25 protein-coding genes and 1 pseudogene are annotated in these 9,691 nt (G+C 60.3%); 19 read left to right on the top strand and 7 right to left on the bottom strand.

Annotated features, from left to right (window positions below):
• Nucleotides 1-94 precede the first annotated feature (94 nt).
• From C489_RS06025 to C489_RS05995, 7 genes and pseudogenes are all read left to right on the top strand, one after another.
• Nucleotides 95-331: a hypothetical protein gene (locus C489_RS06025; RefSeq protein ID WP_239642036.1), complete on the top strand. Its 237-nt coding sequence runs from the start codon at nt 95-97 to the stop codon at nt 329-331.
• Nucleotides 328-540, top strand: a pseudogene (locus C489_RS23020) (HNH endonuclease); the annotation flags it as partial. The gene C489_RS06025 and the pseudogene C489_RS23020, both read left to right, overlap by 4 nt.
• Before the next feature lie 45 nt (nt 541-585).
• The gene (locus C489_RS22555; RefSeq protein WP_006430284.1) at nt 586-774 is read left to right on the top strand and encodes a hypothetical protein; all 189 of its coding nucleotides are present in this window, start codon (nt 586-588) and stop codon (nt 772-774) included.
• The gene (locus C489_RS06010) at nt 767-1,141 is read left to right on the top strand and encodes a hypothetical protein (protein WP_006430283.1); all 375 of its coding nucleotides are present in this window, start codon (nt 767-769) and stop codon (nt 1,139-1,141) included. Before C489_RS22555 ends, C489_RS06010 begins: the two co-directional genes overlap by 8 nt.
• The gene (locus C489_RS06005; RefSeq protein WP_006430282.1) at nt 1,138-1,410 is read left to right on the top strand and encodes a hypothetical protein; all 273 of its coding nucleotides are present in this window, start codon (nt 1,138-1,140) and stop codon (nt 1,408-1,410) included. The genes C489_RS06010 and C489_RS06005 overlap by 4 nt, the downstream gene beginning before the upstream one ends.
• The gene (locus C489_RS06000) at nt 1,407-1,673 is read left to right on the top strand and encodes a hypothetical protein (protein ID WP_006430281.1); all 267 of its coding nucleotides are present in this window, start codon (nt 1,407-1,409) and stop codon (nt 1,671-1,673) included. The genes C489_RS06005 and C489_RS06000 overlap by 4 nt, the downstream gene beginning before the upstream one ends.
• A gap of 145 nt (nt 1,674-1,818) precedes the next feature.
• Nucleotides 1,819-2,259, top strand: coding sequence for a hypothetical protein (locus tag C489_RS05995; RefSeq protein ID WP_006430280.1), 441 nt, complete (start codon nt 1,819-1,821; stop codon nt 2,257-2,259).
• A gap of 14 nt (nt 2,260-2,273) precedes the next feature.
• Here the strand turns inward: C489_RS05995 and C489_RS22105 are convergent, their stop codons facing one another.
• The 5 genes from C489_RS22105 to C489_RS22550 form a co-directional block, all read right to left on the bottom strand.
• Entirely contained in the window at nt 2,274-2,447 is a 174-nt protein-coding gene (locus C489_RS22105; protein WP_006430279.1) for a hypothetical protein, read from the bottom strand.
• Between the two features lie 40 nt (nt 2,448-2,487).
• A complete protein-coding gene (locus C489_RS05990; RefSeq protein ID WP_006430278.1) occupies nt 2,488-2,835 on the bottom strand; it encodes a hypothetical protein in 348 nt (115 codons plus the stop codon).
• Between the two features lie 60 nt (nt 2,836-2,895).
• Nucleotides 2,896-3,171, bottom strand: a complete 276-nt coding sequence (locus C489_RS05985; protein ID WP_049890645.1) for a hypothetical protein — start codon at nt 3,169-3,171, stop codon at nt 2,896-2,898.
• 154 nt (nt 3,172-3,325) lie between these two features.
• Entirely contained in the window at nt 3,326-3,526 is a 201-nt protein-coding gene (locus C489_RS05980; RefSeq protein ID WP_006430276.1) for a hypothetical protein, read from the bottom strand.
• 45 nt (nt 3,527-3,571) lie between these two features.
• Nucleotides 3,572-3,934: a hypothetical protein gene (locus C489_RS22550; RefSeq protein ID WP_006430275.1), complete on the bottom strand. Its 363-nt coding sequence runs from the start codon at nt 3,932-3,934 to the stop codon at nt 3,572-3,574.
• A 185-nt stretch (nt 3,935-4,119) separates the two neighbouring features.
• Here C489_RS22550 and C489_RS05970 point away from each other — a divergent pair, with 185 nt between their 5' ends.
• The 12 genes from C489_RS05970 (at nt 4,120) to C489_RS05915 (ending at nt 7,912) form a co-directional block, all read left to right on the top strand.
• Entirely contained in the window at nt 4,120-4,410 is a 291-nt protein-coding gene (locus tag C489_RS05970) for a hypothetical protein (protein ID WP_083902768.1), read from the top strand.
• Complete coding sequence (locus C489_RS05965) at nt 4,407-4,691, top strand: hypothetical protein (RefSeq protein ID WP_006430273.1); 285 nt, start codon at nt 4,407-4,409, stop codon at nt 4,689-4,691. The genes C489_RS05970 and C489_RS05965 overlap by 4 nt, the downstream gene beginning before the upstream one ends.
• Nucleotides 4,684-5,088: a hypothetical protein gene (locus tag C489_RS05960; protein WP_006430272.1), complete on the top strand. Its 405-nt coding sequence runs from the start codon at nt 4,684-4,686 to the stop codon at nt 5,086-5,088. Before C489_RS05965 ends, C489_RS05960 begins: the two co-directional genes overlap by 8 nt.
• Complete coding sequence (locus C489_RS05955) at nt 5,085-5,492, top strand: hypothetical protein (RefSeq protein ID WP_006430271.1); 408 nt, start codon at nt 5,085-5,087, stop codon at nt 5,490-5,492. Before C489_RS05960 ends, C489_RS05955 begins: the two co-directional genes overlap by 4 nt.
• Complete coding sequence (locus tag C489_RS05950; RefSeq protein ID WP_006430270.1) at nt 5,489-5,929, top strand: hypothetical protein; 441 nt, start codon at nt 5,489-5,491, stop codon at nt 5,927-5,929. The genes C489_RS05955 and C489_RS05950 overlap by 4 nt, the downstream gene beginning before the upstream one ends.
• A complete protein-coding gene (locus C489_RS05945; RefSeq protein WP_006430269.1) occupies nt 5,926-6,138 on the top strand; it encodes a hypothetical protein in 213 nt (70 codons plus the stop codon). Before C489_RS05950 ends, C489_RS05945 begins: the two co-directional genes overlap by 4 nt.
• Nucleotides 6,139-6,561 carry a hypothetical protein gene (locus C489_RS05940; protein ID WP_006430268.1) on the top strand — a complete coding sequence of 141 codons (423 nt, stop codon included), beginning with the start codon at nt 6,139-6,141 and terminating at the stop codon, nt 6,559-6,561.
• A 1-nt stretch (nt 6,562) separates the two neighbouring features.
• Nucleotides 6,563-6,772 carry a ribbon-helix-helix domain-containing protein gene (locus C489_RS05935; RefSeq protein ID WP_006430267.1) on the top strand — a complete coding sequence of 70 codons (210 nt, stop codon included), beginning with the start codon at nt 6,563-6,565 and terminating at the stop codon, nt 6,770-6,772.
• 140 nt (nt 6,773-6,912) lie between these two features.
• Nucleotides 6,913-7,113: a hypothetical protein gene (locus C489_RS05930; protein WP_152423114.1), complete on the top strand. Its 201-nt coding sequence runs from the start codon at nt 6,913-6,915 to the stop codon at nt 7,111-7,113.
• The gene (locus C489_RS05925; RefSeq protein ID WP_152423113.1) at nt 7,106-7,357 is read left to right on the top strand and encodes a hypothetical protein; all 252 of its coding nucleotides are present in this window, start codon (nt 7,106-7,108) and stop codon (nt 7,355-7,357) included. The genes C489_RS05930 and C489_RS05925 overlap by 8 nt, the downstream gene beginning before the upstream one ends.
• Nucleotides 7,354-7,692 carry a hypothetical protein gene (locus tag C489_RS05920; RefSeq protein WP_006430264.1) on the top strand — a complete coding sequence of 113 codons (339 nt, stop codon included), beginning with the start codon at nt 7,354-7,356 and terminating at the stop codon, nt 7,690-7,692. Before C489_RS05925 ends, C489_RS05920 begins: the two co-directional genes overlap by 4 nt.
• Nucleotides 7,685-7,912, top strand: coding sequence for a hypothetical protein (locus tag C489_RS05915; RefSeq protein ID WP_006430263.1), 228 nt, complete (start codon nt 7,685-7,687; stop codon nt 7,910-7,912). Before C489_RS05920 ends, C489_RS05915 begins: the two co-directional genes overlap by 8 nt.
• Before the next feature lie 107 nt (nt 7,913-8,019).
• Here C489_RS05915 and C489_RS05910 read toward each other — a convergent pair whose 3' ends face one another.
• Complete coding sequence (locus tag C489_RS05910) at nt 8,020-9,300, bottom strand: zinc ribbon domain-containing protein (protein WP_083902767.1); 1,281 nt, start codon at nt 9,298-9,300, stop codon at nt 8,020-8,022.
• Nucleotides 9,281-9,409, bottom strand: a complete 129-nt coding sequence (locus C489_RS22865; RefSeq protein ID WP_275039570.1) for a hypothetical protein — start codon at nt 9,407-9,409, stop codon at nt 9,281-9,283. Before C489_RS22865 ends, C489_RS05910 begins: the two co-directional genes overlap by 20 nt.
• Nucleotides 9,410-9,691: the final 282 nt, after the last annotated feature.

The following is a 9,691-nucleotide window of genomic DNA, read 5'->3' as shown; positions in this document are numbered from 1 at the left end:
TACCACATGTGGTAGCTACCATTATATAGTTACCGCTTGTGGTAACGCTACCATATACGGTAATTTGATAAGGTGGGCTACCGAAACTGGTAACATGGCTTCGATGACAGCCAACAGTATGGCCGAAGACGATCGTCGGGCGTTGCTTACCGACGACGAGAAAGCGATCCTACACGGTGAAAAGGACGTATCGGACAGCTACTACTACGTCGTTGTTTCGCGTGTGCGCTCGAAGATTCAGAAACTCACTAACGAGGATCTAGGCGCACTCGAGGAGCACGATTCGCTCGCCGACGAGCTGCGCGACGGAATCTGTGGTGAGAACGAATGAGTGGTTCAGGGCGACAAAAGTTAGCCCAGAGTACGCGCCGAGCGGTCCTCGAGCGTGACGGGTACGAGTGTCAAGAATGCGACGAGCCTGTCGGTGGGAAGCATAACCCACACGTGGAAACAGCGAATGTCCACCACAAAGAGCCAGTTTCGGAGGGTGGAACGAACGAGCCCGACAATCTGGTTACGTTGTGCAAAGGTTGTCACAAGGAGAAACACCAGAGTCAGACCGGGACAGGAAAATATCGTGCCGTCATGACGACGACGGACCGGGAACGGATCTCCGGTGAGAGTGGCGACCCGGACAAGAAGAAATACGAGTCCGTTTCTCGCGTCCGTTCGCGTATAGAGGAACTGGAGAAAGACGCCGAACTACTCAAGGAACATCACCCGGAGTTGCTTGACGAGTTGCGCGAGGCCGTCTGTGGTGATTCCAATGGGTGACGTTGGCCTCTCAAACCCGTTCCGCGTCTACCTGAACGGCCAGACGGCCGAGGTTCCCGACGACATTCGCGTCACCGAGATTCAGCAAGGCACCGACGACTTCGCGGCCGGCGACGGGAGATACATCGAAGTCCATTGGACCGACCTCGAGCGGCCGGCAGGCGGCGAGGGTAGACCACACCCCACGGGCGACGGCCCAGCCGGCGGCGAGACCGAGTACGACCCCGTGGTCTGTTCGAACTGTGGCAACGGCGAGTGGCGCGACCACGAACCCGGCGACAGCCTCCGGTGTCCGTGGTGTGAGAGTCACAACACGCTCATGTGGCGCTCCGAGTATGAGGCCCAACAGGACGGTGAGACTGAATGAAGCCCGATCCCCGCCCGCCGGCCGATCGACTCGGGGGGTTTGTCGCCGAAGCGAACAGTCTCGAGGGCGTCGAAGCCACGGACTTCGAGACCTCGGCCGCAGTCTCGGTCGTCGGCGACGAGGACAAATCGCGCGTCGATCTCCGGCCGGTCTTCCGGGCGGCCGTGCGCTACGGGCTGGTCGCGTTCGAGGGGCACGCGGCAGCGAAAAGCGCCGAGTTGCATTTCAAGCCCGCCGAAACGGCCTTCGAGGACGGTGATTCCGAATGACAGAAAACGAACAATCCAAGAGCGAGGACGGCGCGGGAATCGTCTGCCCGACGTGTGGCAACGACGTGGCCGAAGTCGAGTCCGAGACCAGAGACGATCCGGGCGTCGATTTCACTGTCGCGAACGGCGGCGAAATCGTCTCGGCGTGGGCGGTGACACTCGTCGAGTACACCTTCCAGCCGTGTGGGCATACCGCGCTCGGAACCCACGATCGCGGCGACAATCGCTCACTGCACGCAGGGGCGACGGGTGAGACCGAATGAGCGAACCCGGCACCCACTACCAGCGAGCGACGTCCACCTGTCCCGTCTGTTCGGGCACAGTGAGAGAAATGCGAACCGGCGATCGGTGGCTGTGTGACGATTGTGCGCGATACTGGAACCCGGACGACCTCGAGCGTGAGAGCGAATGACCGAAACAATCGAACTCGAGCTGTACGGCAACGTCGAAGCGGTCGAAACCAAGACCGGCGACGGCATCCCGCGGGTCGTCCCGCAAACCGTGACACTCCCGGCCCCGTCGGCCGGCGACCACGTGGTCGTGCTCCGAACCGACCCCGACGTGACCTTCATCCACGTCCTGCCGCCAGAGAGTGACGGTCTCGAGGGCTTCGATAGCGACCTCGCAACCACGACCACCGTCGACGGCGAGCCTCGCAGCGAGTGTTGGGTGTCCGCACCGGCCCTCGAGAACGCCGCCCAACTGTCGATCGATACCCACGACCGCGCTGGCGATCTCGAGACCGTGGATATCGACGTAGACTATCGCGGGTGGACGGCGCGGCTCGCACGGCGGGTTCGGGAGTTCAAGCACAAGCGCCGGGCGAACAAGGCGCTCGCTCGCCGGTAGTTCACGGCTGATTTTCACACGCTATCCCGCTGCCGAAGCGCATCCTCAATCTCGAGCCCGTGGCTCGCGGCGATCTCCTTTGCGAGCACCCACGCTCTGCTCGCTCGAGCGGGCTGGACATCCATTCGGTCGGCGTGATATTCGACGAGCGCCTCGACGACGAGGAGGTCTTCTTGTGAGGTTCGCATCGACGGGGTTGGGCTCGGCTTCCGCTAAAAAGAGTTGGGTCTATGCCGTGTATATGCTAGGACCACTGCTTTCGGATGACTTGAGTTTCCAATTCCCAGATGGCGTCTGTTCAAGATAGTCTATTTCTGCCAGAAACTCCAGCATCGGGGAGATATCCGCCCCCAGATTGGTTTTGAGATCGTTGTGCACTTCATTATATATCTCATTTTCTTGGAGTCCATCACTCCCGCCGGTCGGCCTGGTTTCATTGATGACCTCGAGTACGCTCGAGATATCTTTGAATAATGGAAGCAAGGCATTGTGCCCCTTTCGGTCGATATCGAACGCAAAGAGTCGGGCCTGCTCATCGATGCTAAACGAAACGTTGCCGCTGGATTCGTCACTCATACAGATATAGATATGTTTGCCGGGATGAATAAGGGTTCCCGTACCGCGGCGAAAGTGAAACTACTCCCCGCCCTCAAGCCAGTCGTCCAGCTCACCGAGCGCGCCCTTGGCGACGACCAGGTGATCGTACTCCGCGGGATCGAAGCGATACTCACTCTCGCAGACCAGCGTCACGTAGAAATGGGGCTCGGACAGCGACACAGTCTCGCCGGTCGCCGCACAGACGGCCGCGCCGTCGCGGTTGGTCGTCCGGCGGGCAACAGTCGAGACGGCCCACTCGTCGTCGCGATCGGGTGGCGAGCGGCCACGGAAGCGTTGGGTTCGGGACTCGGGCATAGGAGAGAGTCGGGACTGTAACGTCGTGAATCCATCGCACGAAAGGTGGTGGTACGCGAGACGGCTGTTGTCCGGCCGGACCACCTCGCCGGCCATGCGGTCGCTCACCGACTGGAGAGATAGGGCTTCGGGACGGTTGCAGTGGGTGAGAGTGCTATTCGTCCGCAGCCCGTTCCCGAAAGTTCTCGCCGGACCACTCGATATCCGGCACCTCCGCGCCGTCGATCTCGAGGTCGCCGAACATCGCTTTCAGTTCCGGGGCGTGCGAGACAGGAAACTCGTAGGTCGTCCCGTCCGAGACAGTCATTTCGAGCCTGTCCTCTTCAACGGCTTCGAACTCGGTGATGTCGTCCATAGAAGCGTGTTCGGCGAACGGTCGGATAAAGAACCCGCCGACAGACTACTCGTCGCCACCAAACCCAACGTGCTCGCGCCACCACGCCTCGAATGCATCGGCATTGACACACTCTTCGAGAAACTCCTGTGCTGCGACGACACCGGCCGGCGGGTTGTCGTAGGCGTATCCCCAGTTACCGTCCGACAGTTCGATGCGGTGCCAGCCAGTTTCATCGGCGGCCTGATTGTACACCTCGAGTTCGATCCGTGGGAACGGCACCGGGCCGCAGACCCGAACGAACGCGGATTCAATCGCATCGTGGGCGTCTCGAAGGTCGTCGGTCCACTCGGGTTGGGCGTCGGCAGTGTGTGCGTCGGCGTAGTCGTCCTCGAGTCGCTCCATGATATCGATGGCGTCGGTGGGCATATCGAGCCGTGTGCACGGCGACGATATAGGTGTTATGTCCACACCACCGTTTCCGCTGTTTTCGTGAGTCTTACCTACCCAAGACACCCGTCTGTCGGGAGAACACTTTTACATATGTTTCGTGTAGCATACACATAGGATTCAGGCGACTCGAGCATACGAGCCCGCCGGAATCAGAGGTTGCTATGAGTCAAGCACGAACGCAACAGGCGAGTGGGCAGCGAGTGAGCGATCGACCGGGGCCGCTGGCGTTGGTCAGTGGCGACACGGTGCTTCGGTGTCACGACCGCACGACCGGCTGGCAGTGGTTCTACGACGTGTGCGAGGGGGAACCCCGACGCTACCACGAGGTCGACGACTACGACGGCGTGGCGGTCCCCGAGACGATTATCGCCGAGACACTGGCGCTCGAGAATGTCCGCTGGTACTCGGTGAGTCGGACGTATCTCGAGGTCTGGCGGGGTGAGACGCGATGAGCCGAGACCTGCACGAAACCGCCTACCGAGAGTGGAAAGAACGCGCCGCCGAGGAGTACGTGCAAGCCCAACGGCGGGCGTTCTTGGACGGTTTCGAGACGGCAGCGAAAGAGGCCGATGAGTTTGGCCTCTTCCGCCAGTGGCTTCGCGAGCAACGCGACGAGGCCGCACAGCGGTACAAAGAGACCGACGACGCGGACTATCTGGGTCGGAAATTGGCTTACCAGAACGTGCTCGTGAAACTCTCGGAGATCGGCGTGCGTGGGGGCGACGATGAGTAGCAACGACCGCCCGGAGCGCCGAACCAAGACGGCCCCGAACGGCGATACGATTCGGGAAGCCGGCGACGTTCGATTCGTCTCCTCGTCGTCGGGCACGGTCCACGAACGGGCCGAAAGCGACGCCGAGGGCTACGACTACGAGTACCACCCGAAATGCGGCCAGCGGTTGCCCGCCGGGTCGCTGTGGTCGCGTGTCGATGCCGAGACCGTCGAAGAAGCCGTGTTGAAATACGATCTCGAGCCCTGCGGGAAGTGCATCGAGAACAGCTACCGGCTGAGTAACTACCGGAGTGCGATTCACAGTTCGCTCGCCTATTCGTCGCCGGCAGACGTGCCCGACGCCGTGCTCCGGCGGGCGGATCTCGAGCGGTACATCGAGGGCGGTGAGTCGGCATGAGCGACGACTACGACCACCCCGAGACCGTCGAACAGGATCAAATCGAAGTTCACTGGATGCACCCGCGCACGCAACTCGAGAATCCAGTGCTCCAGGTATGGCCGAATCCGACGCGGGAAGAGTGGGCGGCCGAAGTGACCGAGCCCGAGACCGCCGTCGTCGTCTGTCGGACCGTCCTCTGGAAAGACAGCGACGGCGAGATTCAGAAATACGCCGAACGGGTCGGCCCGCTCGAGGAGATCCCTGCCTACGTGGAACGGGCCTTACTCGAGTACGGCTCGGAGTACGGCCCCATCAAGGACGTAGTGAATCCGGTCCGCGAGGACGATGCGGACGTACCGGACGATCCGCGCGTGACGCTGGCCGATTACTTCGACGCGAGCGAGGAGAGTGGTTCGGCATGACCGACAGCGAGACTGTCCGTCGCGCACTCGAGGAAATGTACTACACCTACACCGAGAGCCAATTCAGGGACCGGAAGGTACCAGCGTCGATTCCGGCCCAACTCCGATTCACGGGCGACGTTGACCAAGATACCGACCGGTTCCACAACGCGCTCGAGGAACGAGGCTATTCCCCGCTGGACCACCGCCCGGATCAGACGATCGGTGGCCGATGCGGGGGTGGGAACACGCCGTACTACGACGGTGAAATCTGTTCGACAGAGACCTACGAAAGACTCCGAGTGTGGGTCGGCCGCGGAAGCGTCGTTCGGCTCTTTCCACACGACGACTACGTCCCGTCGGCCGACGAGTTAGGCCAGGTCCTCGACGCGGTCGAAGCGGGATTCGACTCTACGCTCGAGCATGAGCCGATCGAACGCGACGGTGATTCCGAATGAGCACACAGACCGGCGTCGCCCGCGCCCACTGCGAGGACTGCGACTGGTCCCTCGAGCGCCCACTCGACGCGGCCGGACTCTCGGAAGATACGAACCGCGAGATCGCCGAGCGCGTCGTTCGCTCGCACGCGTATAAGTGTGACTCGACCGGCGACGAGTGGGGCCAGACGGCGACCGTCGAATCGGAGATTCCGGGAGGTGACACGTAGATGTCCTCGGGTGAATCCACGAACGAAAAGGGCGAACGGAACGAACGGGAAGCCGCGAATATCCTCGGTCGCGTCTACGGGAAAGGCAACGTCGATAAGGTCGATGCCTACTCGAATACCGACCCGCTCGGGTTCATCGACGTGCTCGCTGCGAAAGATCCGTGGCCGGTGCGATTCGTGCAGGTGAAAACGAATCGGTTCCCACCGAAACAGCAACTCGAGTACGCCGCGACTGCCGACAAATTCGACGAGTCGGTCTGTCCCGAAGTGTGGGTCCGCGTCGATCGGGAGGGGTGGCGCTTCTACGAGTTCGTTGGTGAGCCCGGCGAGTGGCACTGCTACCTCGAAATGGACACCTGCGATTACGAGGCAACGGTCGAAGCGTTCCGCGAAGCGGTCGGCTTCTACGGAGGTGGAACCTAAGATGGCCACCCAGTACGAAACCGGCGACCACGACCGACAGACGACCGGCAGCATGGAACGAGTCACGTTCCGGGCGACCGAGGCCCAACTCGGCGCGCTCGGGGAGTTGGTCGATGCTGGCCTGTTCCCGAATCGGAGTGCAGCGATCCGCGCGGCGGTTCGACAGCTCGTGGCCGACGAAACAGACCTGCGAGGACATACCGATGAGTAACCAATTCGTTTTCGCGTGTGGGATAGTCGCCGTCATTACCGTGGGGCTGACGGCCTACTGGCACCGCCACCGGCAGACAGTTTATCGCTCGCCGCTTTCCAAACGGGAGCTTCGGGACCGACTCGGGCGAGGTGACGGCCGTGAGTAACGACGAGTCCGAAACCGTCGAGATCGACATGACAGTCGGTGATGCACAGGACTTGTCGGTGCTCTCCTACCAGACGCTTGCCGAGGCCGTGGCCGATGCGGTCGGCGAACCGAAGACGGGGGCCTTCCCCGAGTCGGTTCGGATTCGCGGGACACTCGAGGTCGTGCCAGCGGAGCGTGATTCGGATGTGTGAACCTACCCAGCAAACACTCGACGGCCGGGAGTTAGACCTCGAAATGCCCGACTGCGAATACTACGACGGCTGCCGTGGCGACGCGACCCATATCGCCCGGTTACTCGAGAACTACGAGCGCATGGTCGATGTGCCGGTCTGTGAGTCGTGTGTGAGTGAAATCCTCGAGACGACGCCCGCCGACCGTGTGCGGGAGCTATCGGTTCGGGACCGAATGCAGGCGGCACTGGAGGATTCCGAATGACAGACCGATCGGACCCACTCGACGACTTCGAACCGCCGCCGCTGGCCGAACAGGTCGATCCGTATCGGGGCTACGGCGACACGGAACTGGCCCTCTCCTTGCTGGCCTTCCACAAGCAACACGCCATGTCGGTCGGCGCACTCGGCTACGAAACCGACCGGCTGAGCTTCGACGTGCGGTGTCGGCCCGCCGATACCGGCGCGAACTACCACTGTCCCGACTGCGAGGAGCCCGTGCGTGGTGTCTCGAAGCCCGGCGAAGGTGTGCTTTCCTGTCCGCTCTGTGGCGAGACGCCGGGGGCGCTGGTACTCGGGAAGGGTGTTGACGATGGGTGACGACGAGACGGTGGAGCGACCGACCTACGTCGTCTACACGCTCGACGAGGATCTGAAGCCAGGTCATTTCCTCGCCGTCGTCGACAGTGACGAACTCGAGGACGCGATGGGCAAGTGGTGGAAAGCGTTTCATACGGGCGAAAAGGAACCGCCGAAGAATTACAACGGAATCAGTCACCGGCCCGTCGCGCAGTTCGATCGGTGGGCCGACGGCGAGTGACCGATAGCTGGCCGCCATTTCCGATAGAATTTTGCTGTCCGTCTGTCTACACGATCACGGCGCGCTCGAGGCCGCGCCGCATCTTTCCACAGTCCCAGTCTCAATAGTTACGCTTCAAGCGATTCTGCATACCGCTTTGCGATATTTACGGCCGCATTCGCGTCGGCGTGGATCTCGTACCCACACGATTCGCACTCGAAGTGTATGCCCGAACGGTGTGTTTCATCACCATCGACACCGCACCGCGCGCACTTTCGGCTAGTGTAGGCTGATTCGACCGATTCAATACTAATATCGTATGGTTCGGCTTTGTTTTTGATTGCCAGATACTGCCGGTAGTACGACCATTCAGCGAACCGCCTTCGCTCTGCCGAGTACCCACCTAGCCGACTCATACCAGATAAATACTCGAGCACGATTACAACGCCATATGACTCGAGTGTGGACTGTCCGCGCAGACCTTCATGTGCCAAGTCAACAATCTCATTTGCGGCCTCGTAGTCCTTTTGTCGCTTGAACCGGCGTCGCCGTCTTCGGAGTTTGTCCATCTCCTCGAGCACGCCAGCCTGTTGGCATTCAGCGATTCGATCGGCGACTTGATCCATCATGTTCTCGACCTCGTCCCCGGAAACATTCACCCACTGTTTCACATGATCCTCCTTTCGATCATAAAGCGCTGCGTAGATGAGTTGGTTGCGGCCGCGATCGACACCGACAATGTACCGCGGCGTAGTAACATTGCGTGACGCCTTCTGCTCGCGTTTCACCGAAAGGTGGAGTTCGAACTCTCGAGGACCGCGTTTCACTACCGAACACTGTCCAAGTCCGACAGCCGTCCCTTGGAAATCGCTTGGTCCGAAATCTTCCAACGCTGTTCCCGGCCGGCGTCCACTGTCCTTCGCGGCCTCGGGATTAGGCAGAGCTTCTTGGTGGTATTGATCGTCAGACACAACTAACGGAAGGATCAGGTGGTCGTTCTTCCCAGGGACACAAAGATAGTACCGACCAGTATCGTGGAACAGATATGCCGTCTGTGCAGAGTAAGCAATGATGTTGACACCCTCAGGCCACGGTTCACTCGCCCGCGGATCTGTTTCGTATTTGCTGTAGTCTTTCGCCATCCTGGTTATGGCCACTTCAATCGACCGTGCATTCAAATCGACATCGGGCTTTGTGCGGATAGACTTCCGAAGCTCGTTGCGTTTGGAGTACGTTAGATCGCTGGCCACCACGCCGTCGCTCTGGAAGTGTTTAGCGGCATACTGGCGTGCCAGGAGGTAGTTTTTGATCTGTCGGTTGAGCATCCCAGTCTTTCGGGAAGTTGGTGTTTCAATTGGGACCGTGACAGTCCGTATGTAGGTGTCAGATTCAGATTTCGTGGTCGGCATCGCGTAGCACCTCCCTGATTGCAGAGTCGAATGTCTGGTGGTCTTTCTCGTCTTTTAACTCAGATAGCATTTCGTAGACGTGGTCGGACACCGTTATCGTCTTGCCCATACTCACAATCACTGTCGCAATATTTATAATCGTTGCGGCTGTTGTATCGAATGCGGTGCATGATGCCGATCGGAAACGGTCGGCTACAGTATCACCCGGTCAACGGCCGCAAAAGTCCATGTCGGGCAGGTGGTACGGGCTGCGCTCGCACAGCCCCTAAGGGGCCGCCAGCCACCCAAGTAAGCACCTAAAACGTGAACGGGGGGGTCAAGGCCTTTTCCAGCACCTAATACGGTGCGGGAACTCTCATCGCAATGAAGACGTGCCGTAAGGAGCGTCCAA

Origin of the sequence: Natrinema versiforme JCM 10478 (assembly GCF_000337195.1) — an archaeon.
Taxonomy (GTDB): domain Archaea; phylum Halobacteriota; class Halobacteria; order Halobacteriales; family Natrialbaceae; genus Natrinema; species Natrinema versiforme.
The sequence above is the reverse complement of the archived record's forward strand: the minus strand, read 5'-3'. Positions and strand labels throughout refer to the sequence as shown.

Coding starts and splice junctions, on each gene's coding strand:
- C489_RS06025 (WP_239642036.1), top strand. CDS start 95: ATGGCTTCGATGACAGCCAACAGTATGGCCGAAGACGATCGTCGGGCG.
- C489_RS22555 (WP_006430284.1), top strand. CDS start 586: ATGACGACGACGGACCGGGAACGGATCTCCGGTGAGAGTGGCGACCCG.
- C489_RS06010 (WP_006430283.1), top strand. CDS start 767: ATGGGTGACGTTGGCCTCTCAAACCCGTTCCGCGTCTACCTGAACGGC.
- C489_RS06005 (WP_006430282.1), top strand. CDS start 1,138: ATGAAGCCCGATCCCCGCCCGCCGGCCGATCGACTCGGGGGGTTTGTC.
- C489_RS06000 (WP_006430281.1), top strand. CDS start 1,407: ATGACAGAAAACGAACAATCCAAGAGCGAGGACGGCGCGGGAATCGTC.
- C489_RS05995 (WP_006430280.1), top strand. CDS start 1,819: ATGACCGAAACAATCGAACTCGAGCTGTACGGCAACGTCGAAGCGGTC.
- C489_RS22105 (WP_006430279.1), bottom strand. CDS start 2,447: ATGCGAACCTCACAAGAAGACCTCCTCGTCGTCGAGGCGCTCGTCGAA.
- C489_RS05990 (WP_006430278.1), bottom strand. CDS start 2,835: ATGAGTGACGAATCCAGCGGCAACGTTTCGTTTAGCATCGATGAGCAG.
- C489_RS05985 (WP_049890645.1), bottom strand. CDS start 3,171: ATGCCCGAGTCCCGAACCCAACGCTTCCGTGGCCGCTCGCCACCCGAT.
- C489_RS05980 (WP_006430276.1), bottom strand. CDS start 3,526: ATGGACGACATCACCGAGTTCGAAGCCGTTGAAGAGGACAGGCTCGAA.
- C489_RS22550 (WP_006430275.1), bottom strand. CDS start 3,934: ATGCCCACCGACGCCATCGATATCATGGAGCGACTCGAGGACGACTAC.
- C489_RS05970 (WP_083902768.1), top strand. CDS start 4,120: ATGAGTCAAGCACGAACGCAACAGGCGAGTGGGCAGCGAGTGAGCGAT.
- C489_RS05965 (WP_006430273.1), top strand. CDS start 4,407: ATGAGCCGAGACCTGCACGAAACCGCCTACCGAGAGTGGAAAGAACGC.
- C489_RS05960 (WP_006430272.1), top strand. CDS start 4,684: ATGAGTAGCAACGACCGCCCGGAGCGCCGAACCAAGACGGCCCCGAAC.
- C489_RS05955 (WP_006430271.1), top strand. CDS start 5,085: ATGAGCGACGACTACGACCACCCCGAGACCGTCGAACAGGATCAAATC.
- C489_RS05950 (WP_006430270.1), top strand. CDS start 5,489: ATGACCGACAGCGAGACTGTCCGTCGCGCACTCGAGGAAATGTACTAC.
- C489_RS05945 (WP_006430269.1), top strand. CDS start 5,926: ATGAGCACACAGACCGGCGTCGCCCGCGCCCACTGCGAGGACTGCGAC.
- C489_RS05940 (WP_006430268.1), top strand. CDS start 6,139: ATGTCCTCGGGTGAATCCACGAACGAAAAGGGCGAACGGAACGAACGG.
- C489_RS05935 (WP_006430267.1), top strand. CDS start 6,563: ATGGCCACCCAGTACGAAACCGGCGACCACGACCGACAGACGACCGGC.
- C489_RS05925 (WP_152423113.1), top strand. CDS start 7,106: ATGTGTGAACCTACCCAGCAAACACTCGACGGCCGGGAGTTAGACCTC.
- C489_RS05920 (WP_006430264.1), top strand. CDS start 7,354: ATGACAGACCGATCGGACCCACTCGACGACTTCGAACCGCCGCCGCTG.
- C489_RS05915 (WP_006430263.1), top strand. CDS start 7,685: ATGGGTGACGACGAGACGGTGGAGCGACCGACCTACGTCGTCTACACG.
- C489_RS05910 (WP_083902767.1), bottom strand. CDS start 9,300: ATGCCGACCACGAAATCTGAATCTGACACCTACATACGGACTGTCACG.
- C489_RS22865 (WP_275039570.1), bottom strand. CDS start 9,409: ATGGGCAAGACGATAACGGTGTCCGACCACGTCTACGAAATGCTATCT.